The organism is Marinobacter panjinensis, from assembly GCF_005298175.1.
GTDB lineage: Bacteria > Pseudomonadota > Gammaproteobacteria > Pseudomonadales > Oleiphilaceae > Marinobacter > Marinobacter panjinensis.
Genome location: NZ_SZYH01000002.1, coordinates 250,780 through 274,017, shown reverse-complemented (window position 1 = coordinate 274,017; position 23,238 = coordinate 250,780). Strand labels below are relative to the sequence as shown.

General features: G+C 57.0%; 20 protein-coding genes. 6 read left to right on the top strand and 14 right to left on the bottom strand.

The window, feature by feature from the left end; translation table 11 throughout:
- The 5 genes from FDP08_RS17555 to FDP08_RS17535 form a co-directional block, all read right to left on the bottom strand.
- On the bottom strand, window positions 1-771 hold the full coding sequence (locus FDP08_RS17555) for an SDR family oxidoreductase (protein ID WP_137437586.1): 771 nt from the start codon (window positions 769-771) through the stop codon (window positions 1-3).
- 16 nt (window positions 772-787) lie between these two features.
- Window positions 788-1,477: a histidine phosphatase family protein gene (locus FDP08_RS17550; RefSeq protein ID WP_137437585.1), complete on the bottom strand. Its 690-nt coding sequence runs from the start codon at window positions 1,475-1,477 to the stop codon at window positions 788-790.
- Window positions 1,477-2,541, bottom strand: a complete 1,065-nt coding sequence (locus FDP08_RS17545; RefSeq protein ID WP_137437584.1) for a phosphotransferase family protein — start codon at window positions 2,539-2,541, stop codon at window positions 1,477-1,479. The genes FDP08_RS17550 and FDP08_RS17545 overlap by 1 nt, the downstream gene beginning before the upstream one ends.
- A gap of 42 nt (window positions 2,542-2,583) precedes the next feature.
- On the bottom strand, window positions 2,584-3,399 hold the full coding sequence (locus tag FDP08_RS17540; RefSeq protein ID WP_137437583.1) for an SDR family oxidoreductase: 816 nt from the start codon (window positions 3,397-3,399) through the stop codon (window positions 2,584-2,586).
- Between the two features lie 229 nt (window positions 3,400-3,628).
- On the bottom strand, window positions 3,629-4,840 hold the full coding sequence (locus FDP08_RS17535; protein ID WP_137437582.1) for an acyl-CoA dehydrogenase family protein: 1,212 nt from the start codon (window positions 4,838-4,840) through the stop codon (window positions 3,629-3,631).
- A gap of 120 nt (window positions 4,841-4,960) precedes the next feature.
- Between FDP08_RS17535 and FDP08_RS17530 the strand changes: the two genes are divergently transcribed.
- Entirely contained in the window at window positions 4,961-5,854 is an 894-nt protein-coding gene (locus FDP08_RS17530; RefSeq protein ID WP_137437581.1) for a LysR family transcriptional regulator, read from the top strand.
- 9 nt (window positions 5,855-5,863) lie between these two features.
- Here FDP08_RS17530 and FDP08_RS17525 read toward each other — a convergent pair whose 3' ends face one another.
- Window positions 5,864-6,220 carry a hypothetical protein gene (locus tag FDP08_RS17525; RefSeq protein WP_170979089.1) on the bottom strand — a complete coding sequence of 119 codons (357 nt, stop codon included), beginning with the start codon at window positions 6,218-6,220 and terminating at the stop codon, window positions 5,864-5,866.
- A 21-nt stretch (window positions 6,221-6,241) separates the two neighbouring features.
- Window positions 6,242-7,009: an EAL domain-containing protein gene (locus FDP08_RS17520; protein WP_170979088.1), complete on the bottom strand. Its 768-nt coding sequence runs from the start codon at window positions 7,007-7,009 to the stop codon at window positions 6,242-6,244.
- A gap of 193 nt (window positions 7,010-7,202) precedes the next feature.
- On the opposite strand from FDP08_RS17520, the gene FDP08_RS17515 reads away from it, so the two are divergent.
- Entirely contained in the window at window positions 7,203-8,354 is a 1,152-nt protein-coding gene (locus FDP08_RS17515; RefSeq protein ID WP_137437580.1) for an isocitrate/isopropylmalate dehydrogenase family protein, read from the top strand.
- Here FDP08_RS17515 and FDP08_RS17510 read toward each other — a convergent pair whose 3' ends face one another.
- From FDP08_RS17510 to FDP08_RS17500, 3 genes are read right to left on the bottom strand one after another with little or no spacing between them, the layout of a single operon-like run.
- Complete coding sequence (locus FDP08_RS17510; protein WP_137437579.1) at window positions 8,355-8,924, bottom strand: YceB family lipoprotein; 570 nt, start codon at window positions 8,922-8,924, stop codon at window positions 8,355-8,357.
- A gap of 13 nt (window positions 8,925-8,937) precedes the next feature.
- On the bottom strand, window positions 8,938-9,129 hold the full coding sequence (locus tag FDP08_RS17505; protein ID WP_137437578.1) for a CPXCG motif-containing cysteine-rich protein: 192 nt from the start codon (window positions 9,127-9,129) through the stop codon (window positions 8,938-8,940).
- 5 nt (window positions 9,130-9,134) lie between these two features.
- Entirely contained in the window at window positions 9,135-10,361 is a 1,227-nt protein-coding gene (locus FDP08_RS17500) for a pyridoxal phosphate-dependent aminotransferase (RefSeq protein ID WP_137437577.1), read from the bottom strand.
- Between the two features lie 257 nt (window positions 10,362-10,618).
- On the opposite strand from FDP08_RS17500, the gene FDP08_RS17495 reads away from it, so the two are divergent.
- A complete protein-coding gene (locus FDP08_RS17495) occupies window positions 10,619-11,599 on the top strand; it encodes a D-2-hydroxyacid dehydrogenase (RefSeq protein WP_137437576.1) in 981 nt (326 codons plus the stop codon).
- 173 nt (window positions 11,600-11,772) lie between these two features.
- On the opposite strand, the gene FDP08_RS17490 is transcribed toward FDP08_RS17495, so the two are convergent.
- The 4 genes from FDP08_RS17490 to FDP08_RS17475 all read right to left on the bottom strand — a co-directional run bounded on the left by FDP08_RS17490 (window position 11,773) and on the right by FDP08_RS17475 (window position 17,832).
- A complete protein-coding gene (locus FDP08_RS17490; RefSeq protein WP_027831250.1) occupies window positions 11,773-12,438 on the bottom strand; it encodes a LuxR C-terminal-related transcriptional regulator in 666 nt (221 codons plus the stop codon).
- A 44-nt stretch (window positions 12,439-12,482) separates the two neighbouring features.
- A complete protein-coding gene (gene acs / locus FDP08_RS17485; protein ID WP_137437575.1) occupies window positions 12,483-14,429 on the bottom strand; it encodes an acetate--CoA ligase in 1,947 nt (648 codons plus the stop codon).
- 282 nt (window positions 14,430-14,711) lie between these two features.
- Window positions 14,712-16,250, bottom strand: coding sequence for a fatty acyl-CoA reductase (locus FDP08_RS17480; RefSeq protein WP_137437574.1), 1,539 nt, complete (start codon window positions 16,248-16,250; stop codon window positions 14,712-14,714).
- Between the two features lie 238 nt (window positions 16,251-16,488).
- On the bottom strand, window positions 16,489-17,832 hold the full coding sequence (locus tag FDP08_RS17475; protein WP_137437573.1) for a MinD/ParA family ATP-binding protein: 1,344 nt from the start codon (window positions 17,830-17,832) through the stop codon (window positions 16,489-16,491).
- A 316-nt stretch (window positions 17,833-18,148) separates the two neighbouring features.
- Between FDP08_RS17475 and FDP08_RS17470 the strand changes: the two genes are divergently transcribed.
- The 3 genes from FDP08_RS17470 to FDP08_RS17460 all read left to right on the top strand — a co-directional run bounded on the left by FDP08_RS17470 (window position 18,149) and on the right by FDP08_RS17460 (window position 23,220).
- A complete protein-coding gene (locus tag FDP08_RS17470; protein WP_137437572.1) occupies window positions 18,149-20,128 on the top strand; it encodes an HDOD domain-containing protein in 1,980 nt (659 codons plus the stop codon).
- Window positions 20,129-20,150: 22 nt separating this feature from the next.
- Complete coding sequence (locus FDP08_RS17465) at window positions 20,151-22,325, top strand: EAL domain-containing response regulator (RefSeq protein WP_137437571.1); 2,175 nt, start codon at window positions 20,151-20,153, stop codon at window positions 22,323-22,325.
- 241 nt (window positions 22,326-22,566) lie between these two features.
- Window positions 22,567-23,220, top strand: coding sequence for a class I SAM-dependent methyltransferase (locus FDP08_RS17460; protein ID WP_137437570.1), 654 nt, complete (start codon window positions 22,567-22,569; stop codon window positions 23,218-23,220).
- Window positions 23,221-23,238 lie beyond the last annotated feature (18 nt).

Genomic DNA, 23,238 nt, shown 5'->3' with positions numbered 1-23,238 from the left:
TCAGATTGTCAGATAGCCGCCGTCCACATTAATGCAGGTGCCTGTGGTATAGCTGGAGGCACCGGAGGCCAGATATAGAACCGTACCTGCCATCTCGTCCGGATCCGCCACCCGCTTCATCGGAATGTGGGCCATGGCCTGCTTCTTGATGGCTTCGTTGCTGGTCAGCGCACTGGCAAATTTGGTGTCGGTCAGCCCCGGTAACAGGGCGTTCACCCGCACATTCTGCTGTCCCAGTTCCATGGCAAACGATTTGGTCATGGAAATAACCGCCGCCTTGGTTACCGAGTAGATGCCCTGGAAGTGGCCAGGATTCACCCCGTTTACAGACGCCACGTTAATGATGGACCCGCCGCCATTCTTCTTCATGATCTGGGCGCCACGGGCACACATGAAGAAATACCCGCGAATGTTCACGTCCACGGTCTTGTGATAGGCACCCAGATCGGTGTCCTCTATGGGGCCGAAATAGGGGTTGGCCGCCGCGTTGTTCACCAGGATGTCCAGCTTGCCGTGCTTTGATTCGATGTGTTGCCAGATGTCTTCAATCTGGTCCATTTCTCCGATATGGCAGGCATAGGCTTCTGCGCTGCCACCCGCCTCGCGGATGCTGCCGGCCACGGCCTCGCAGCCATCAATCTTGCGGCTGCTGACGATCACGTGGGCGCCATAGTTGGCCAGGGTGCGGGCGATACTCTCGCCAATACCACGGCTGGCACCGGTGATCAGGGCCACTTTGCCGCTCAGGTCAAACAGGTCTTGCTTGCTCATTCTTCACCTCAATTTGTTATCGGAAAGTCACCAGGGAGGCGTCTTCCGCTTCCAGGTGACTGTAATTATTGAACACCGCGAGGCTGCGACGGGCCCCGGAGTGCAGGATCCGTGTGACACTGGTGTTGGCGATGACGGAATTCATTTCCAGTGCCTTGTGATCGCTCAGTTGCAGCAGGTGTTGGGCGATGACGGCAATGGGACCGCCAGAGGTGGACACCAGGGTGTCACCACCGTCTGCGTATTCAATCAGCTGCTCCAGGGATGTGATCACCCGCTCGCGGAAATCGCCCCAGGTTTCGGCGTACTCGTTATCGTGCTCGCCACTGACCCAGCGAACCATGGCTTCCTCGAAGACCTGCTGGAACGCTCTCGCGGGTTTGGGGAATGCGGCCAGGTCCCTCGCCATACGCTCACGGTTTTCCCATTCGGGGCGCAGGCGCTCAACCACCTGGGTATGGTCAAACTCATTGAAACCCTCAACCGCCTGCATGTCCGGGAGGGTGTCGCCGTAGCCACTGGCAAGGGCCTCTACGGTTTCCCGGTGGCGCTCCATGTTGCCGCCAAACACCGCACTGGGCGTTACCTTCCCGGCGAACCATCGGCCAAGAACACGGCCCTGCTCCCACCCCCGGGGCGACAGCTGGTCGTAGTTTTCCTTGCCGAAACTGGCCTGACCGTGGCGAATCAGATAGATCGTTGCCATTACAGGTCACTCGCTTCGATCAGTCGTTGGCAACGCTTCTCCAGATAATTGGCGGCATGACCAAAGGCGGCGAAGCGCTTGTCTTTGGTCTGGCCATGGTAAAAGCGGTAATAGATCTGCTGGACAATCACCGCCAGCCGGAACAGGCCATAGATTTCATAGAAGTCGAAGTTGTCGATTTTCAGGCCGGACTTTTCAGCGTAGTAAGCGACCACTTCCTTGCGGGTCAGCATGCCCGGGCGGTGGGTGGGTTGCCGGCGCAGCATCTGGAACGGGCCTTCATCGTCTGCCTCGATCCAGTAGGCCAGGCTGTTACCCAGGTCCATCAGCGGGTCTCCAATGGTGGCCATTTCCCAGTCCAGCACACCGATAACCTCGAACGGGTTGTCCGGGTTCAGCACCACGTTGTCGAAGCGATAGTCGTTGTGAATAACCACCTGGGCAATGTCGTCCGGCATCTTGTCGTTCAGCCAGCCCATGACGGTTTCAAAGTCACCCACGTCATCGGTTTTCGCCTTGCGGAAACGGTCACTCCAGCCGCCAATCTGGCGTTGTACATAACCGGCGCCCTTGCCCAGCTTGTCCAGGCCGGTGGCTTTCGCATCTACATTATGCAGATCGACCAATTTGTCGATCACGTTCAGGCACAGCTTGCGGGTATCCGCCTCGCTGAGCTCGAAGTCCTTGGGAAAATCCTGGCGCAGGATGATGCCCTTCAGACGCTCCATCACGTAGAAATCGCAACCCAGCACATCGTGGTCGTCGCAGATCGCGACGATATCGGGAACGTAGGGAAATTCGGGCTTGAGCGCCCGCATCACCTTCGCTTCCCGCAGCATGTCGTGGGCGGACTTGGCAATCTTGCCGAATGGCGGCCGGCGCAATACGTAGGAGCGGTCGCCGTAATCCACCTGGTAGGTCAGATTGGAAGCACCGCCGGGGTACTGCTTGATCGCAGGCGCGCCTTCCAGGTCCGGAATGGCCTGCTTCATGAAGCGGTCAACAGCCGCGACATCCAGCTCTTCACCTTCGCGGATATCAACAGCCTGGTCGATCTGGGTCATTCAGGGCTCTCCTCTGGTTATCAATATGGCAGCAGGCGGTGTTCAGCCCTTGCCGCCCATTTTCTTCATCCAGCGCTTGCTCTCCTGGTGCATCAGCCAGTCAAACGCCTTGGGCGCGTGGCGCTTGACCATCCACATACGACGCTCCTTGGCGTGGGGCAGTACCCAGAAATCACCTTTTTCTACCGAGCGGATGATATCGTCCGCCACATCCTCAGCGGTGATGGTGGAGCGCTTCATCAATTTGTTGACGTTCTGCTGAATACCGGGAATATCCGACCGCATGCTGCTGGTCAGATTGGTCTGGAAAAACGCCGGGCATACGCAGCTGACGTGTATACCGGAGTCTCTCAGTTCCTGGCTCAGGGTTTCCGAAAGCGCAATCACACCTGCCTTGGATACATTGTAGCTGCCCATCAGCGGCGCGAGCATGAGCCCTGCCATGGAGGCGATATTCACGAACGCACCGGCGCCCTGTTTCTTGAACTGCGGGGTAAAGGCCTTGCAGCCCCGGACCACACCCAGCACGTTGATATCCATGATCCATTCCCAGTCGGCCATGGTGGTGTCTTCAATGGAGCCTGCGGAGGCAACGCCGGCGTTATTCACCACAACGTCCACCCCACCCCATTTATTGGTCAAGTCCGCACAGATCTTCTCCAGGTCCGTCAGCCGCCGAACATCGCACTCAACAAAGTAACCTTCGCCTCCGGCGTTGTTAATCTCCTGCTCTACCGCAACACCCTGCTCCGGGTTAATGTCACCAATGCAGACCCTGGCTCCCTCTTTGGCATACTTCAACGCAATCGCCCGGCCCAGGCCATTGGCCCCGCCGGTTATAAATACTCGCTGTGTCATCTGTGTTTCACCGTTGTCTTAGTTATCTGAGTTCGTTCTATCTGAATCCGCGCGAGAGCTGGGGGCGGAACGCGCTGAGGTCCGACTCCCAAAGTTCGACTGAGCGGACGGACGGGGCGTTCTGAAACTGTGCGGAGCCATGGATGGCGGAGCTCAAGCGCCACATGGACGTGCTTGAGCGTGTTTCAGAATGCCCCGTCCGTTCGCTCACACTCCGAAATTAGCGGGCTCACTTCCGGTATTTAGCCAGCTCAAGGCGAGTAACCATCGCCCGATGAACCTCGTCCGGGCCATCGGCCAGGCGCAGAACCCGAGCATAGGCGAACAGCTGGGTCAGAGGGAAATCGTCATCGCTGACACCGGCACCTCCGTGAATTTGAATGGCATCATCCACAATTTGCTGCAGCATCTTGGGAATCACCGCCTTGATCATCGACACTTCCTGCAAGGCACCCGAAATACCCTTGGTATCCAGAGCCCAGGCACATTTCAATGTCAGCAGACGAGCCTGCTCAATCGACATACGCGCATTGGCAATGATGTCCGGGTTGCCGCCCAGTTTGGCAAGCGGGCGACCAAACGCCTCGCGGCTGGTGGCGCGTTTGATCAGCAATTCAAGTGTACGTTCCGCGGCACCAATGGCCCGCATGCAATGGTGTACGCGGCCAGGTCCCAGACGGCCTTGTGCGATCTCGAAACCGCGGCCCGGGCCAGCAATGAAGGCGCTCTTTGGCAGGCGCACGTTCTCGAAAGAGACAACGCCGTGGCCATAAGGCTCATCATAGGCGCCGAATACCGGCAGCATACGTTCGATTTTGACGCCGGGAGTGTCCAACGGCACCAGCACCATGGAGTGGCGGCGGTGTTTGTGGGCATCCGGATCGGTCAGGCCCATGAAGATGGCGACCTTGCAGTCCGGGTGGCCAACACCGGTGCTCCACCACTTGCGGCCGTTGAGGACAACCTCATCGCCTTCCACGATGGCCGTGGCTTCCATGTTGGTAGCGTCGGAAGAGGCGACGCCCGGCTCTGTCATGCAGAACGCGGAGCGGACCTCACCGCTTTGCAGGCGGGGCAGCCATTCGGCTTTCTGTTCGTCGGAGCCGTAATGGATCAGCACTTCCATGTTGCCGGTGTCCGGCGCGTTGCAGTTGAAGATTTCCGGGGCGATAAAACTGCGGCCGGTTTCTTCGGCAATCAGGGCGTAGTCGGAGTTCAGCAAGCCACAACCGTTCTTTTCGTCCGGAAAGAACATGTTCCACAGGCCCTGGGCCCTGGCTTTTTCCTTCAGTTCCTTGATGACAGGCAGCACGACCCAGGGGTTTTCCTTTGCCATCAGCTCCTTGTGGTACTGCTCTTCAATGGGAAAGATCTCTTCCTTCATGAAGGTTTTGACGCGCTTGAGATAGTCCTGGCCTTTTTCGGAAATATTGAAATCCATCGCCGTATCCTCGTGGTTTGACCGATATGGCACCAGTCTAGATTTCCCCCAACTATTACGCGACTGAATTATTCTTATCCTTTATTATAAGATCTGTTTATTCGCAAACAGGAGGCACTTGTGGCGCTCAACCGGCTGGACCTGAACCTGCTGCACGTATTCGACACCATTTACCGGGAAGGGAGCCTGACCCGGGCGGCCAGGGCCCTGCACCTTACCCAGCCGGCGGTAAGCCATTCCCTGTCACGGTTGCGGGAGCATTTCGATGACCCACTGTTCAGCCGCCAGGGCAACCAGATGGTGCCCACGCCCCTGGCCCGTCGCTTTCTGGAATCCATGCGTCCGGGTTTGACCCAGATACAGAGCGCGGTAAATCAGTTCCACGCCTTCGATCCTGTCAACCAGCGCAAAACCTACTCGCTGGCATTGCGGGACATTCTTGAGTCCACCTTTTTACCAAAGCTGATGGGCCGACTGGAGAGCTATCCGGAGCTGGAGATTGTCAGCCAGAGGGTGCCACGGAGAGATATGGAGACCCAGCTGGCAGCAGGAAAGCTGGATTTTGCGGTGGATGTACTGCTGCCGGTCAGCAACCAGACCGCCCATGAGCTTCTACGACGAGACCGGCTTGTCGTACTGGCAAGAAAGGGGCACCCGCTGATCGGCGGTGAGCTGACCATGGACAAGTACCTTGAGGCAAAGCATGTGCTGGTATCGTCCCGCTCTGAGGGGCCGGGCATCGAGGATTTCGAGCTGTCGCGGTTCGGGGTGCAGCGCAACATCCGGCTGAGGTGCCAGCACTATTACGCCGCCTGCCGGGTAGCAGAAGGAACCGACCTGCTGTTGACCATGCCGGAGAACTACGCTCGCATTATCGCCGAGCGTGCCGACATCGACATTCACACCGCCCCCGCAGACCTGCCGGCTATCGATGTGCACTTATACTGGCACAAGGCCTATGAAAGGGAGCCGGCGCTGATCTGGTTCCGAGAGCAACTGAACAGTATTGCCTGAATGCTGACGCTAAAAGGCACCAACCAGCTTCAGGAACCCGAGGAAACCTGCGGCTGTGATGCCCAGCGAGGCGGCGACAATACCAAAACCCCACCAGATGGCGGCACCGTCGGACACCGGCGCATCATGGCCCCGCAGGGTGCGGTAGAAAGCCCAGGGGCCAAGGACAAAGGCACCCATAACCGCGAATACCAGGCCCACACCCACGCCGGCAAATGTCCAGGTGGCCAGTTCTGTGGCACGGTCGGACACCTGATCTTTGACGCCGTGGCGAAGCAGAAACTGTTTGCAGAAGAACCAGATCAGGGCGAACAGGACAATGACGAAAATGAGTCCGCCAACGATGGTAATCAGGCGATAGAACAAAGTTGATCCTCAGATGCTTTTCTAACAGGGAAAGTAAGGCTTCGGCAGGCACTCAAACCCCGGCTTGGCGAACAGATACCCCTGGAACAGCGTAATACCCTGAGACCGCAGCCAGAAATACTCTTCCTTTTCTTCCACGCCTTCAGCCACGATTCGCCCGCCGAGCTGCGTCATCATTGTAATGATACCAGCTACCACTGCCTGCTTGTTCGGCTCTTTATGAACGTCTCGCACCAGGGCCATATCAAGCTTCAGCAGGTTTGGCGGACTGGCGATCAGGATATTGTAGCGCGAATAACCGGCGCCAAAGTCATCCAAGGCCGTATGGAACCCCATCTCCTTGTAGGAATTGATGATATTCACCAGATGATCAAGCGAAGACAGGTCCTCGGTCTCGATCAGTTCAAAAATGATTTTGCGGGTATCAAATTTGTACGTTTGCGCGGCAGCGAGCGTGGTCCTGATGCAATACTCGGGGTTATACACCGCATTGGGCATGAAGTTGATGCTCAGCCTGGTTTCCATACCCAGACGTGCCGCCAGCTTTACGGCTTTTACCCGGCATATCTGGTCAAAGGAGTAGCGGTTTTTCTCGTTCACCTTCGAGAGAACACTGTATGCCCCCTCGCCCTCCGGCCCCCGAACCAGGGCTTCGTATGCGTACACGCTCTCACTGGTGATATCCACGATCGGCTGGAAGGCGAAGGTAAACGCAAAATCGAGGCCTTCTCCACAAGCGCATTGCTCGCAATGAGACTCGTCAAACAGAACGGCAGGCTTATTATGCACTCAAACTCCAGACCAATTTAACGGCTCAATAGTCATAACAACACATCCTAAAGCAATAAATTGAACTATAGCCATCAAACCATTGCCGGTGAAAGCTATGTCTTGTTAAATCGTGTGGATTCCTTGTGTCACATGACTACACTGAAGCACACAACTTTCAATACGTACAAAGCGACCCGAAGGAGTATCCGGAATGGCCCAGAAAATCCGTATTGCCGTCACCCCCGGTGACGGAATCGGCCCTGAAGTGGTTGCCGAGGCAGTGCACTGCCTGGAAGCATTGAGGTCTCGTCACAATCTTCCCCTGGAGTGGACCCGCTTCCCCTGGCCATCCCACGCCTGGCATGAAGAGAACGGGGAATCCATGCCTGCCGATGCTCTTGACCAGTTGCAAAAGTACGATGCCATTCTTCTGGGTGCGCTGGGTGATCCCGGCCCGGTCGATGACCCTGACCGCTACCTGTTGCCTGACAGCATTTCCCTGGCACCACTACTGGACATGCGCAAAGGGTTTGACCAGTGGGTCTGCGAACGGCCTGCCAGGCTTCTTCCCGGTGCCCGTCAGTATCTGGCCGACGAACGTGCCAAAGACATTGATATGCTGGTGATCCGGGAAAACAGCGAGGGCGAGTATGTGAGCCAGGGCGGCCGACTCCGCAAGGGCACACCGGACGAAGTGGCTACCCAGATGGAGGTGTTCACCCGCCGCGCCACCGACCGGATTATCCGCTATGGTTTCGAGCAGGCCCGCCTGCGTGCGGCCGCCCGTGCCGAAGAAGGCAGAACCCGTCATTTCAAGACACTGGATGGCAAAATCTGCGAAAGCCAGGTGTGCATCGTTACCAAACGCAATGCGCTGCGCTACTGGGGCGACATGTACACCGAAGCCTTCGAGGAGATGTCCAGGGAATACCCGGATGTGGCAACACACCACGAACTGGTGGACGCTGCCTGCATGAAGTTTGTCCAGGCCCCCTGGGCCTTCGATGTGGTGGTTGCCAGCAACCTTCAGGGCGACATACTGACCGATCTGGCCGCTGTGCTCTCCGGTGGCATGGGCGTAGCCCCCTCCTGCAACCTGAACCCGGACGACCCCGACATGCCCTCCATGTTCGAGCCGACCCACGGCAGTGCGCCGGACATCGCCGGCCAGGGGCTCGCTGACCCGACCGCCATGCTGTTTACCACGGCACGCATGCTGGACTGGCTGGGTCGTAACGACCCCGCAGTCGCTGCCGCAGGCCGGGAGTTATTTGATGCCGTCGCTGCCGACCTGGCCGAGAATGCCGGTGCCAGACGAGGCACCCAGGAAATTGGCAAGGCTGTCCGCGACCGCCTGAAATGATTACTCGGCCATAACAAACTCAAGCCGCCCGGGCGCTACCCGCACGCCCATGGGGACCATTCCGAACATCCGCTGGGTGAAGTCCTTTTCATCCAGCCGGTAGACCGGCATGGTCTCCAGCATCTGGGCAACCGCCCGCATAACCGTGTCCGTTACGGGCTTCAGGTCCCCCTTGAAAAACGGCGACTCAATACTGCTCTCTAGCAATTGCAGGCGACGAATGTAAATGGCCTTCTCTTCGCTGTCGTAGACCGGAGCCCCCTCCACTTTCAGAGCAATATCCACAGGCAGCTTTGCCAGCAGGGCATTCAGGGACACCTGGCCCCGCAAATCAATCACCGCCACGTCACGACCATCCGGCCCCAGGGTGATATCGGCATTGCTCAGGTTAAGGCTCAGTGGTGAGCCACTTTGCAACTGCTGACGGTCAAACTCGCTGACCGTATCCTGAAGGTGTCGCTCCAGTGTCGCCTCGGATATGGAATAGGGAGACAGACTGGCACAGCCTCCCAGTAACGCGAGGGAAATCAGCATGACAACCGATATGAGTCGGGAAGGGGTGGTGAACATCAGGGCAATCTCCTTATTCGTTCTCGGCCCGGACATCCACCGTTGGTGTCAGATTCTCGTCCAGGACCACATGAACCACGATGGGCTGGCAGCACACCTGGCAATCCTCTACGTACTCCTGCTCTGCCACTGAAGGGTCGACGCTGATGTCCAGCGTCTCCCAACAGTAGGGGCATTGGATGAGCACCGAGTCCAGGGCTGACATGGCGGTCAGAACTGCTGCTTCGCCATCCAGGGGATGATCCTGTCGAACGCTTCGTCCAGTTTCTCACAGGTGGTCGAGAAACTGATACGGACGGCATTGGTGCAGGCTTCACCGAATGCATCACCGGGAACCAGGCAGACGCCGGTCTCTTTGAGCATTCGCAATGCCAGGTCGGAGCCATCCACATGCGGGGGCAGATCCGGGAAGGCAAAGAAGGCACCTCCGGGCTTGTAACCTGTCATGTAAGGCGTCTGGTCAATCAGTTCCACCACCTTGTCCCGGCGTTCACGGTAGATATCCACCATGTTCCTGACACACTGCTGGTCGCCGGTCAGGGCGGCCACACCGGCAAACTGCGAGGGCGTGTTCGCCACCGACGTTGTGAACATGTGGAACCGGCGGAGGGACTTGATGGCCGCCTGGCTTGCAATCACCCAGCCTACCCGCAGCCCCGCCATACTGTAGGTCTTTGAGAAACTACTGATGCACATGATGTTGTCGAGGTCCATCGAGCATTTCAGCACGCTGGCAAAGTCATCATCATCGAAAATCAGATGGTCGTATACTTCATCCGCGTATACCTGGATTCCACGGTAGGCGCATTCTTCAAGGATGGTTTCTATGGTGCTGCGGGGGTAAACAGCACCCGTGGGGTTATTCGGATTGTTGAGGATCAGGGCGAACGTACGTGAACCCATCGCCCGGATGACTTCATCAGGATCCAGTTGGTGATCGTTTTCCGCGCGGGTGGGGACGAACTTCACCTCACCACCGTTCATACGAATCAAGGGCGCATAAAGCAGGAAAGACGGGTCTGTCACGATGAACTGACGCCCCGGAGCGGACGTGGCCGAAATCGCCAGGTACATGGCCTCGGTGGCGCCACTGGTAATCAGGATGTTGTCCCGTGTCAGTTTGCGATCGTAGCGGGCTCCGTAATAATCGCGCAGCGCTACCAGCAGCTCAGGCAAGCCCGCATCCATGGTATAGCCTGTCTGGCCCGCATTGAGGGCATCGATATAGGCATCGATCACATGCTTGGGTGTTGGCAGATCCGGCTGACCGATGGAAAGATGAATGACATCCTTCATGGTGGCCGCCATATTCACCATGCGACGAATGCCCGGTACCGGAACCGCCTGCATCGCCGGGTTCCAGCTGGCCTTGTTCTTGCGATATTTCACTTTACGCGGTTTGGTCTGGCCGGTTTCTCTATTGGCGGCTTCTGCCATAAACACCTCCTGAAACGGGGCAAAGAAGTAGCTACCCCTGCAGGTTAGTCAGTAAACAGGGGGCGTACAAGACATTAAACAGAAAGATTCAACAGATAAACTGAAAGGCCGCCAGCGCCGTCATTACAGGGTCTACGACCTTTATCCTATAACGGCTCAGGTTGACCAGCCCACAGTCAGATACCAGACTGTAAGCCTGACATCCGGACTGTCGATTCCCGCGACCGGACGCGGACAAACAGCATGGCGGAGGACAGATGACCCAACACAGCAAACCGGTTGTGACCGTTCTGACAGCACCCGGAGAGAAAGAACCTCCCGGCATGGATGCACTGAGGGCACGGGCAGAGGTTCGCTTTGCCTCTGACGAGCCTACCCTGCGAGATACCCTGCCGGGCACCGACGTGATGATGGTGACAGATTTCCGTACCGAAGCACTGGCTGCCGCCTGGCCGTCGGCCGACAAGCTGAAGTGGATTCACGCCACCAGCGCTGGTGTTGATGCGCTGATGTTCCCTGATCTGATCAAAGGCGATGTCGTTGTGACCAACGCCCGGGGCATCTTTGACAGAACGATTGCCGAATACGTGCTGTGTACCATCCTGATGTTCGCCAAGGATTTCCCTCGCTCACTGAAGCTCCAGTCCGAACACAAATGGCAGCACCGGGATACCGAGAGAGCCGAAGGCAAGCAGGTGCTCATCGTTGGCGCCGGCTCCATTGGCGGCCAGATCGCCCGGCTGTGCAAGGCGGCCGGCCTGAAGCCCCACGGCGTTGCTCGCAAACCCCGCCATGACGACCCTGATTTCATTGCGGTACATGGCAATGACGATCTGACCGAGCAACTGGGCCTTGCGGATTTTGTCGTGATCGCCGCCCCGCTCACCCCACAGACCGAAGGCCTGTTCGACGAGAAAGCATTCAAGTCCATGCGCACATCTGCCCGCCTGATTAACATCGGCCGTGGCCCGGTGGTGAAAACCGACGACCTGATTACCGCCCTGAACAACGGCGATATCGCCGGCGCTGCCCTGGACGTTTTCGAGGAAGAGCCCCTGCCGGCGGATCATCCGCTATGGGACATGGAGAACGTGATTATGACCGCGCACATGTCCGGGGATTTCATCGGCTGGAAACGGGCGTTGACGGACCAGTTTCTTGAGAATTTGGACCGCTGGCACAAGGGCCAGGATTTGTTCAATTTTGTGGACAAGAAGTTGGGGTATGCCAGTAAGTGAGTGAGTTGTCGGATTACGGCTTTGCCTAATCCGACCTACATGGGAAGCAGGCCCGGAAACGTAGGTCGGATTAGCCGCAGGCGTAATCCGACAATCCAGCCCCCGTAAACCAGAAAAGCGGAAATCCTAAACAGGATTTCCGCTTTTCTGGAACCAATAAATCCTCAAACCAATCAGCTACCAGACAACGACGTATCCGAAGGATCAATCTCCATCTGCTGAATCGCGATCACCGCCTGGGTCCGGTTACGAACGCCCAGTTTCCGGAACACCGCTGTAATATGCGCCTTGATGGTTGCCTCAGACACGTCCAGATCGTACGCAATCTGTTTGTTCAGAAGCCCCTCGGCCAGCATACCCAGCACCCGGAACTGTTGCGGCGTCAGCGACGCCAGTTTCTCGGAGAAATCCGTCATGTCCGAATGCATACGCTCGATCTTGTCCGCCACACCTTCCGGCAACCAGACGTCCCCTTCCAGGACAGCCTGAATCGCCTCGGTAATGGTCGGCAGAGGCGCGGACTTCGGAATGAAGCCCGACGCCCCGTAGTCGATCGAGCGGCGCATTACCTGCATCTCTTCCGATCCTGACACCACCACCACCGGCAATCCCGGATACTGCCCGCGCATGAACACGAGCCCGGAGAAACCGTGGGCGCCCGGCATGTTCAGATCCAGCAACACCAGATCCGCATCCGGATGCGACTCCACCGCCGCCTGCAGCGCCTTGATGCTGTCCACTTCCACTGTTCTGGCATCAGGTACCGCCTGACTGACCGCCTGCTTCAAAGCTGCTCGAAACAGCGGGTGATCATCGGCGACGATAATGGTTTGTGTCATTCAACAGATTCCTCACAGGTGCATAGTCTGATCACAGACAGGCCTTACTTGTTCGCACGACCGCTGATCAGGTCATCCACCACACCCGGATCCGCCAGCGTGGACGTATCGCCCAACTGGTCGTGCTCGTTAGATGCAATCTTACGCAAAATCCGGCGCATAATCTTGCCAGAACGGGTTTTTGGCAGTCCCGGCGCCCACTGAATCACATCCGGAGATGCGATCGGGCCAATTTCCTTACGCACCCACTGCACCAGTTCCTTCTTGAGCTCGTCGGAAGGTTCCTCACCGTGAACCAGGGTGACATAGACATAGATGCCCTGCCCCTTGATTTCGTGCGGATAGCCTACCACAGCGGCCTCGGCAACCTTGTCGTGGGATACCAGGGCACTCTCGACCTCGGCGGTACCCAGGCGGTGGCCAGACACGTTCAACACGTCGTCCACGCGGCCGGTAATCCAGTAATAGCCGTCTTCATCACGGCGGGCACCGTCACCGGTAAAGTACATGCCCTTGTAGGTGCTGAAATAGGTTTGCTTGAAGCGCTCATGGTCACCATAGATGGTGCGCATCTGGCCTGGCCAGCTGTCCAGGATAACCAGGTTACCCTCAGCCTTGCCTTCCAGGATGTTGCCATCGTTGTCCACCAGTGCCGGCTTCACGCCGAAGAACGGCACTGTGGCTGACCCTGGCTTCAGGTCGATAGCGCCGGGCAGCGGCGATATCAGGATGCCGCCGGTTTCAGTCTGCCACCAGGTGTCGACAATCGGACACTTGCTGTTACCGATAACCCGGTGGTACCACTCCCAGGCCTCGGGGTTGATCGGCTCACCTACTGAACCCAGCAGGCGCAGACTTTCACGGGTAGTGCCGTCCATGCAGGACTCGCCTTCGGCCATCAGGGCGCGGATGGCGGTGGGCGCGGTGTACAGGATATTCACCTTGTGCTTGTCCACCACCTGACCCATGCGGGAGGTGTCCGGGTAGTTGGGCACACCCTCGAACAGCACGGTGGTTGCGCCGTTAGCCAGCGGGCCATACAGGATATAGCTATGGCCGGTGACCCAGCCGAAGTCTGCTGTACACCAGTAAACGTCGCCGTCGTGGTAATCGAATACGTATTCGTGGGTCATGGAGGTGAAGACCATGTAACCACCCGTGGTATGCAGCACCCCTTTCGGAGCGCCGGTGGAGCCTGAGGTGTAGAGCATGAATAGCGGATCTTCCGCATTCATTGGCTCTGCAGGACAATCCGTAGACGCGCCCTTCATCAGCTCTTCATAGCTCTGGTCACGGCCATCTTTCCAGGGCACATCGCCACCGGTGCGCTTGACCACAATTACCTTGTCGACGTCAGCACCGGCTTCATTATTGAGTGCCGCGTCCACGTTCTTCTTCAGTGGAATCTTGCGGCCACCGCGAACGCCTTCATCAGCGGTTACGACAAAGCGGGATTTGCCGTTGGCAATGCGGGCGCCGAGTGCTTCCGGCGAGAAACCACCGAAGACAACAGAGTGGATCGCACCGATACGGGCACAAGCCAGCATGGCAACACCGGTTTCCACGATCATGGGCATGTAAATGGTGACCACATCGCCTTTCTTGACGCCCTGATCTTTCAGAACGTTGGCGAACTTGCAGGTTTCTTCGTACAGTTCGCGGTAGGTCACATTACGGGAATTGCCGGGGTCATCACCTTCGAAAACAATCGCTGTCTGGTCACCGCGCTTTTCCAGGTGACGGTCGAGGCAGTTGGCGGCCGCATTCAGCTGGCCGTCTTCAAACCACTTGATGGAGAGGTTGTCGTAATCGTACGTGGTGTTTTTCACCTTGGAGTACGGCTTGATCCAGTCAAGGCGTTTGCCGTGTTCGGCCCAGAAGGTTTCCGGGTCGTCTACCGACTGGCGATACATTTTATCGTACTGATCCCGGTTCAGCAGGGCCCTTTTGGCCACATCCGGGCTTACCGGATAAACCTGTTTATCAGTCATTGTGCTCCCCCTTTAGTTAGAGTCTGTTGTCATTATCGGTTTTGTAATGTAGAGCGTGCGGGCAAAAAAGCCCTGAAGACGGATACCCATAGTTCAACATGCGTGCCAGTGAACAATGAATTAGACTAACGTCCTAATGCGCCAGCACTTTTAGCCAGAATGACGACTTCACAAGGGGTGACGCTGTTGTTCAGGAGCCTGCCATAAAGGATAGACCCACTGGCAGAAACAACAAGTGAAAAGCGGATCCCCGGGAGGCGGGGATCCGACATCCTGCAGGTTTTACGCTGCTTTCTTTCGGGACTGGGTGGCGCGCAGGCTATACAGCTTGCGTTCATTGAGGGCGTAACGATTGAGCCCGCCCAGGTGAATCTTGCGCAGGTAGAGTTGCCAATCAATCTGGCGAGCATCCACCGGAAACAGCACCCGGTCCAGTTCGCCCATACGGGAGGCCAGCGCTATCAGTCCATCGTTGCGGAAAACATAATCCGGCGCCGTGTAAAACCCGAAGATGGTGGCCAACGACCGGGTCGTATCCAGGTTTTTCAGAACTTTCAGCTCCCGGTTCTGGCCCGCCAGCCTCAGCGCCTTGCCGGCGATGGACAACGGCAGTCGCATACCACCTACCACCACATCAAACAGTCTGCGGTTTACCGCAATAAAAGGCTTTGTGGGCTGGCGATAGAACAACTGTTCATAGTCAGCGTAGTTGGACTTCGCCTCGGCCATCAGGTGGTCAATGAACTTACCCAGTGAAATCGGATTGGAGCTGCCGCTGCAACACTGGTAAATCCGTCGCTGGGCCGGCTCTGTGATAGCTTCAGCCAGGGACAGGATGATGCTGTTGGCAACCAGGTCCACCGGAATCACATCAATGATGCCACTGCGCTTGCCGGGGAACAGCGACACCTTGCCTCGGGCATAAGCCAGAATAATGGCATCGGCAACCTTCACACCCTCAATCCAGCCAGGCGACGGCTCTTCCAGGGCGCTCTCGATAATGGATGGGCGTACGATGGTCAGTGACCGGCCTGACAGCGCCTTCATCAGCAACTGCTCGCCAAGCCACTTGGTAAAGGTATAGGTATCGCTCCAGCCATAAATGTTGGCTTCGCGAATCCCCAGGTCCACCAGTTTCTTTTCAAGCAGTTTGCCGGAATAACGGGAGCGAACATCGGCAATCTTGTCCTGCAGCAGATGCACAAGCTCATCAATTTCATAGTAGCCACCAGTACTGCGGGGAATGGCATCGCCGGCAGGCTTGATAACGGACTCGGTAACCGGTCCGGAGTTCTTGCCATTCACGTAACAGGTGGATACCTGGATCACGGCCATCTTACTGTTCAGCCTGGCCAGGGCCGCCACGTTCTCCAGGCAGAGGGTGTTGATTTTCAGCGCCTTGTCGAGTTCTTCCCGGAAGTTGACGCTGGCCGCGGAATTGATAAAGGCATCGACCTGGCCGGCAAGCGCCTGGAAGCGGTCTGGTGTCAGGCCGAATCGGGGCTCCGTGACCTCACCGGTAATGCAGTGAACCCTGTCTTCCAGAAAATTCTCGAAGGCTTCGTTATCCTCGTGCCGGAGGCGCTCGAATACAGACGAACTGGCAATCTCGTTGTTGAAACGCTCCCGGGCTCCCGGGTAGCGCTTGTTGCCCCGTATAAGAAGGTGTATGCCGCCGATATCAGGTACCGCACGGATCAGCTTTTCCAGTACTACCTTACCGAGAAATCCTGTAGTACCGGTGATAAGCACGTGCTTGCCGCGAAGCTGTTCAAGAACGGCGGACGCCGACGTTCCGGTCTGTAGGTGCTGTTTTTCCATGGCGTGAACTCCTTCTCGTAGTCACTGTGCAGCCAATAAGTGCAGTTGGTTTCAGATTAAAAATAACGGTTCCCTGACCATTGCATATTGCGGGCCACGATTCCGGGGAATAAGGTCAATATTTGCACAGACGCCATTACAGTGCGGTGACACACTGCAAAGTTACGCTACAAAAAGCGTAAAAAAAATGACGATAATATAAGGTGATTTCCAGGAAAAAGAAGAGACAGAAAAACAGTCAGGATCCGTTCCTGTCACTATCCGCCAGGGACCGTAACAACTGATCCAGGGAAATATCGGAAGGCTGCTCCCTGAGCGCTCTCACCAGCCGGCTCTGGTCGCCAAAGCTGATACGGTCATAGTAGGGTTCACGTCCCCTTCCCGGTCCGCCCTGCTGCGCCCTGTTCTTGACTGAATCATGCTGAATGGAATCGCGCTGGACAGAGTCCGGATCAATCTGGCTGGCTATGTGGTGAAGGTGGGTGGCCAGATGGGCCCGCTGATCCTTGCCAAGCCGTTGCCAGTCAAGAGCCGCCAGGCCTGTCTGGAGGATTTCGATCGTGTCTTCATCCATAGTGCGCCCCAACAGTGCAAAAAAGCCATTGAACGCTTCATAACGCAGCAAGGCCGCATCATTGCTATCTGTCAGCACTTTGCCAATATCGGCGATCAGTCGCTTACATTCCGCCGTTGGATCCACTGGCTGGCAGGGGTCACTATTAAGGGTGGCCGGAGCAGATTCCCCCGGTGCTGTCGATACCCGGTGCCAGTAGGCCGCAATCCCTGCCTTTCGCGGAGGAAGCTGGCGTAACCGCACATTCAGCATGTCGGAGAGCGTGCGAAACTGGCGACAGGACGGGTCCGAAGGCGGCATCAGAGCCACGGGGCGCTGATTCAGTACAGACTGGCGCAGCGTTTCATCCCGCCAGATAGCCCCCAGGTAATGCAGCTGCACCCCCAGATGGCGTTGAGCGGCAGCGTCCAGACGCTGAAAAACCGACCTTGCCTGGCTGGCACCCTGAGCCATATTGACCAAAACACTGGGCGTCCTTCGATAGCCACGGCGAATCAGCAACTTGATCAGCGAAAACGCATCCGTCAACGAGGCGGGATCGGGCGTGACCACCAGGCAGGCCAGCTCTGCAGCAGCAATCATGTGCATGCCTGTCTTCTGCAAGCCGGATGCAGTGTCGGTTATCACGTAATCGTAATCTTTCTCCAGCCGGGAGAGCGCCCTGAGAACACGCAGGCTTTCATCCGCAGCCATCTCCACACACTGCTCCACTCCGGACGCACCAGGAATGATATGAAGCCCCCACTCTGCCTCCATAATGACATCGCGAAGGCCACACTCCCCGGCCATCACATTGGCCAGGGTCCGCGTCGGATACCGCCCCAGCATGATGCTGACATTGGCAAGGTCAGTGTCACCGTCCAGCAGTAGAACCTTGTATCCCTCACGGGCGAGGGTAAGAGAAAGGTTGAGTGCGACGGATGTTTTACCCACACCTCCCTTGCCACCGGTGATCGCCAGTGTTCTGGGTTGGCTCTGGTGCTGCCTGGCTGTGAGGGAGTCCGTCATGAGTTCTTCTAAGGCGCCGTCTGATCCGCTGACTGGCACAATTTCGGGAAATTTTGTGCACTGCGTCAAAGTGTAACCCGGACAGTGCTCTAACTGTAGCCAAAAACGTGCTATCTGATCGCGCAAAATGAACGCATCGACTACATTATATCTGTAAAAAGTTTACACACATCAAAAGGCGGGTAATACTCTGCCTAAAAAAGGACCAATAGCTGTTTAATATATTCAGCTTATTGTCTAAGCTCAGATCCGATGTTTTTTTCATGGACAAACTGTCAGAATCTAACGACTAATCAGGTATTGCACAGGCAGGCTTATGCAGATTGCCCCTGACATACAGTTACCAAGTCTCCCGGAGGTTACCCTCAGGGCGCTGGAAGCCTGTCATCAGGACGAGAGCTACCGCAGGATTAGTGACATTGTTTCTGCCGACACTGCGCTGGTGTCACGGGTACTGGCGCTCGCCAACTCGGCGCTTTACGGCGCCGTCGCCGAAATTCGCTGTATAGACCAGGCCCTGTTGCGACTCGGAACGCGCCGCTTTCACACCCTGGTACTGACCGCCGCGCTGCGACAGATCCTGTATGAACTCGGGGCAGACCAGTGGCAGCAACTCAGGGATTTCTGGCGACACTCACTGACGACAGCCCTGACGGCCCGGGCTCTGGCAACGCTGACACGCTACCCTGAACCCGACCAGGCTTTCATGCTCGGCATGCTTCACAACGTGGGCGAATTGATTGCCCTCAAGACGCCGCCGGGAGATACGCAGCAGTATTATTTCGACCATCAGGCCGACATCGCTGCGGAGCTGGTCAGCTCCTGGGGCCTTGGCCCCATGGCCGCCGACGCCATGCGCTACCAGCAGGCCATGCCCACAGAGATCCGTGACGCGGGCCACCTGGTCAAACTGATCAGCCTTGCCACAAGGCTGGCGCAGTCCGATGCCGCGGGTATCGCCGCCGCCGGCACCATTTTCGGACTGAACGAAGAACTGACGCGGGAAATCAACCGGCGCATTGACCAGGAAGTCAGTGGGGTGGCCGAGTCCCTTGGCATCCCGTTGTCCGATGAATACGATGCCAGCCACTCCAACCACAAACTCAAGCAGACAATACTGAAACAGGCCATGGCCAACCAGGCGCTCGACCTGTCCCCGATACGCGGCAGCGCTCAGGAGTACCTGGCCGCAACGGTCAACAGCCTGACGCTGATCACCGGCCTGCCGGCACTGTATTTCGGCCAGGCCGGGGATGGCCTGACCCTGCTGTCTGCCAGCAACGGCGACATCCCCGATCTCACGGTTGCCAGCGGGCCAGCCACCAGTGTGCTGACCGAAGCTTTCACCAGCGGCGTCGCCCTTTGCCTGGACGACCGTTCGCCGACGGTGCTGGACCGGCAATTGCTGTCCCTTCTGAAGACCCCCTCACTGGTGGCCATTCCCGTTAATGGTGACGAACACTGCGCCGGGGTCTTTGCCGTAGGTACCGATAACGATAATTCCGGGCAGACCGAAGAACTGGGACAACTGTTCAGCGAAAAGCTGTCGCAAGCGGTGGCTACCCTGTTGGCCGACAGTGACGATAGCCAGCAAAGCATCGACGCTGAGCTGACCCGCGACGCTATCCGCCGCCAGGTTCACGAAGTCAGCAATCCGCTGACCATCATCCGGCAATATATTTATCAGTTGAGAAACCGGCTTGACGATGACGAGGTTCAGGAGGAGCTGGATGTTATCCGGGATGAGCTGGACCGTGCCGGCGATCTTCTGCTGCAGATCAGCCGCACCCCGGGCTATGACTCTCCGGAGATGCCCGCGGCCTGTAACCTGAACGATGAACTGCGAACACTACGGGACCTGCTGGAAGACAGTCTTTTCAGCGGCGACGAAAAAACGTTGACGCTGGATCTTTGCGACGAACCCACCGATGTCTCGGTTCCGCGCGCGGTGATCCGGCAAGTGGTGATCAACCTGGTCCGCAATGCAGCCGAGAGCCTGTCCGAGGGTGGCGACGTATCTATCCACACCCTGGCTCCAGTCTGGCAAAGCGGAAAAACCTGGATTGAACTGGAGATAGCGGATACAGGCAAAGGAATTCCTGCCGACATCCGCAACACCCTGTTTTCTCCGGTTCGATCCACCAAGGGCAAGGGCCACAGCGGCCTCGGCCTGAGCGTGGTAAAACAACTCATTGATGACATGGAGGGCATCATTAATTGCCGCACAGGGCGTGGAGGGACAGCATTCCGAATACTGTTCCCCTCAGCGGCAAATAACAAAAACGATGACGAATGACGAAAAGCGACGGGCGTAAACAATGAAACCTTCGAGCACCGAATGGACCTCCGGCAACGGCGCAAAGGCACGTATTCTTGTCGTCGATGACGACCCGAGACTGCTATCCGGCCTGGCATCACTGCTCAAGGGCAAGGGGTATGACGTCACCGAGGCGGAAGGCGGCCGTATGGCTTACCGGATTCTCGAGACTGAATCCTTTGATCTGGCGATGCTGGATCTGCGCATGCCTGATGTGGACGGATTCGATGTCATGGAGCGGCTGTCATCAGAACAACCAGACTGTGGTGTGATCGTTGTCAGCGGGGAAAGCTCGTTCAGCTCCGTCAGTCGGGCCCTGCGCAGGGGTGCACTGGACTACATCCGTAAGCCTTTTGACCCGGAAGAACTGCTGGCGACTGTAAACAGCGTTCTGGGCAAGCGCTCGCTGATGCGCGCCCATGAACACATACGCATGCGCCTGGAGAAGTCGGAAGAACTTCACCGTTACATCGTCAACAGTTCCCCCGACATTGTGTTCATGCTCGATGGCGACGGCCATTTCTGCTTTGTGAACAGCAAGATTGAAAGCCTGCTGGGCTACCAGCCCACCGAGCTCTGTGGCCGGCACTTTCGCCACATACTGGACGACCGGGACATTACCAGGGGCACCTATGCCCTGAAGGGCCCCAATATTTCCGCGGACAACCCCCGCACCCTGGAAGTACGCCTGAAAACCCGGGGCAGCCGCAAGGCCAACCGGCATTTTGAAATCACCGCCTTCCCCATCGACCCGGAAACCTGGCCCCACTCCAATGACGAAGATGGCAAGTATGCCAGCCGGGAAGCCCGTTATTACGGCACCGCGCGCGATGTTACAGAGCGCAAGGAAGCAGAAGCCTTTATCAACTTCCAGGCCTATCACGATCTGCTGACCCGACTGCCCAACCGTGCCCTGTTCAAGGACCGGCTTGATCTGGCGATTACCCATGCCCGCCGCAGTGAACAGAAACTGGCGGTGATGTTTCTCGACCTGGACCGCTTCAAGGTCATCAACGACACCCTTGGCCACGCCATGGGCGACCGCCTGCTGCAGGCCGTTACCCAGAGGCTTGAACGCTGCCTGCGCAAGGGCGACACCCTGTCCCGCTTTGGTGGTGATGAGTTCACCCTTCTGCTCCCGTCCATCCATACCCATGAGGATGCAAGGCAGATTTCCAAGAAACTGATCAAGGCCCTGCGAGCGCCATTCCAGCTGGGTGATCACGAGGTGTTTGTTGGCGTGAGTATCGGCATCGCCATCTATCCGGAAGCGGGTGAGTCGATGGACCACCTGATCCAGAATGCCGACATCGCCATGTACCATGTCAAAGCCCGAGGAAAGGACGGGTATCGTTTCTATTCCGAGAGCATGAGCATTGATACCGCCAACCGCCTGAACCTGGAGCGTGACCTGAGGCTGGCGCTTGAGAGAGACGAATTACGGGTGTTCTACCAACCCCAGGTTTGCTCCACTAGCAACCGGATAGTGGGCCTCGAGGCCCTTGTACGCTGGCAACATCCTGAACGGGGCTTGCTGTACCCCCGGGATTTCCTGCCCCTGGCGGAAGAAACCAAACTGATCGCCAAACTCAGCGAATGCGTACTGGACCGGGCCTGTCGCGATGTCGGCCAATGGATCCGTGATGGTCACAGCGACCTGCGGCTGGCGGTGAACCTGTCGCCGGTACAGGTGGAACATCCACGCTTTGTTGAGACTCTGATGGAGCAGATTAACTCCCATGGGTTTCCACCGGAAAACCTGGAAATCGAAATCACTGAAAACGTGATCATGAACGATCTTGAGCAGATCAGTCAGAAACTCCGTGAATTGGCTGCATTAGGCGTCAGGATCGCGATTGATGATTTCGGCACCGGTTACTCGTCCCTGAACTACATCCACCGCCTGCCCATCCACACCCTGAAAGTGGACCAGTCCTTCGTCAAGGCCATTCGCAGTGGCGAGGACGGCGCCTGCATCGTCAATGCGATCGTTGCCATGGCCCATGGCCTGAAACTGGAAATCGTCGCAGAAGGCGTGGAAACCGACGAACAACTGGCCTACCTCAAAAGCCTTGGCTGCCACCAGGTTCAGGGCTTCTTCTATGGCCCGGCGCGGCCGGCCGATGTCATCGAGAAAACCCTCGGCCACATTCCTGCCCGCGCCGTCGCATTCTGACCTGCCGAAATACTCGATACTCCATTGTCGGACACTCTGATCTAAAATGTTGATCTGGTTTGCAAAGTGTTGCTGTTCGTTACTTTATGTATCCGAAAATGCGCATCACTGCACATAATTCCCCCATCGGCTTCTCTAAGCTCAAATCCATCAGGCGCTTCCATCGAATTCACCACACGGTGAACCAACCATTACAAGAACGATGGAAGCCTCCACTGGATATGGACAGGCAGAAGTCACCATGCATGACAAATACAAATACATTGGTCCGGTTTACGATTTTCTGAGCAACCTCTATAGCGGCAAGAACATCCACCGCTGCAAGACCGCCATGCTTGATGTGGAAACCGTCCAGCCCGGTGACCGCATCCTGTTTGCCGGAGTCGGCCATGGTCGTGATGCCATCCGCGCAGCAGAGCTGGGCGCCGATGTCACCGTAGTGGACCTGTCTGAAACCATGTTGCGAAAGTTCGCAGAAGCCCAGGAAAAAGAGGCCCCACACCTCACTATCCGCCGTATTCACAGCGACATCATGAAAGTGGATGAGTACGAGCACTACGACATGGTGGTGGCCAATTTTTTCCTCAATGTCTTTGACGAAGAGATGATGGTGCGGGTGCTGGAGCACCTGATCCGACTGGGCAAAGCCGATGCCAGGGTTGTAGTTGGCGACTTCTGTTACCCCACCGGCAACCTTGTCGCCCGCCTGTTCAAGAAGATGTACTGGTACATGGCCGTTTTCATCTTCTGGCTGTTTGCCAACAACGCTTTCCACAAGATCTACAACTACCCCGAGCACATGCAGCGTCTTGGCCTTCAGGTTACCGAGAAGAAGCACTTCAAGCTGCTGAACATGAACTGCTACTGGTCAATTCTGGGACAGAAACAGGCGTAGCCAGCAGTCCTCGCGCCG

Coding starts and splice junctions, on each gene's coding strand:
- FDP08_RS17555 (WP_137437586.1), bottom strand. CDS start 771: ATGAGCAAGCAAGACCTGTTTGACCTGAGCGGCAAAGTGGCCCTGATC.
- FDP08_RS17550 (WP_137437585.1), bottom strand. CDS start 1,477: ATGGCAACGATCTATCTGATTCGCCACGGTCAGGCCAGTTTCGGCAAG.
- FDP08_RS17545 (WP_137437584.1), bottom strand. CDS start 2,541: ATGACCCAGATCGACCAGGCTGTTGATATCCGCGAAGGTGAAGAGCTG.
- FDP08_RS17540 (WP_137437583.1), bottom strand. CDS start 3,399: ATGACACAGCGAGTATTTATAACCGGCGGGGCCAATGGCCTGGGCCGG.
- FDP08_RS17535 (WP_137437582.1), bottom strand. CDS start 4,840: ATGGATTTCAATATTTCCGAAAAAGGCCAGGACTATCTCAAGCGCGTC.
- FDP08_RS17515 (WP_137437580.1), top strand. CDS start 7,203: ATGGCCCAGAAAATCCGTATTGCCGTCACCCCCGGTGACGGAATCGGC.
- FDP08_RS17510 (WP_137437579.1), bottom strand. CDS start 8,924: ATGTTCACCACCCCTTCCCGACTCATATCGGTTGTCATGCTGATTTCC.
- FDP08_RS17505 (WP_137437578.1), bottom strand. CDS start 9,129: ATGTCAGCCCTGGACTCGGTGCTCATCCAATGCCCCTACTGTTGGGAG.
- FDP08_RS17500 (WP_137437577.1), bottom strand. CDS start 10,361: ATGGCAGAAGCCGCCAATAGAGAAACCGGCCAGACCAAACCGCGTAAA.
- FDP08_RS17495 (WP_137437576.1), top strand. CDS start 10,619: ATGACCCAACACAGCAAACCGGTTGTGACCGTTCTGACAGCACCCGGA.
- FDP08_RS17490 (WP_027831250.1), bottom strand. CDS start 12,438: ATGACACAAACCATTATCGTCGCCGATGATCACCCGCTGTTTCGAGCA.
- acs (WP_137437575.1), bottom strand. CDS start 14,429: ATGACTGATAAACAGGTTTATCCGGTAAGCCCGGATGTGGCCAAAAGG.
- FDP08_RS17480 (WP_137437574.1), bottom strand. CDS start 16,250: ATGGAAAAACAGCACCTACAGACCGGAACGTCGGCGTCCGCCGTTCTT.
- FDP08_RS17475 (WP_137437573.1), bottom strand. CDS start 17,832: ATGACGGACTCCCTCACAGCCAGGCAGCACCAGAGCCAACCCAGAACA.
- FDP08_RS17470 (WP_137437572.1), top strand. CDS start 18,149: ATGCAGATTGCCCCTGACATACAGTTACCAAGTCTCCCGGAGGTTACC.
- FDP08_RS17465 (WP_137437571.1), top strand. CDS start 20,151: ATGAAACCTTCGAGCACCGAATGGACCTCCGGCAACGGCGCAAAGGCA.
- FDP08_RS17460 (WP_137437570.1), top strand. CDS start 22,567: ATGCATGACAAATACAAATACATTGGTCCGGTTTACGATTTTCTGAGC.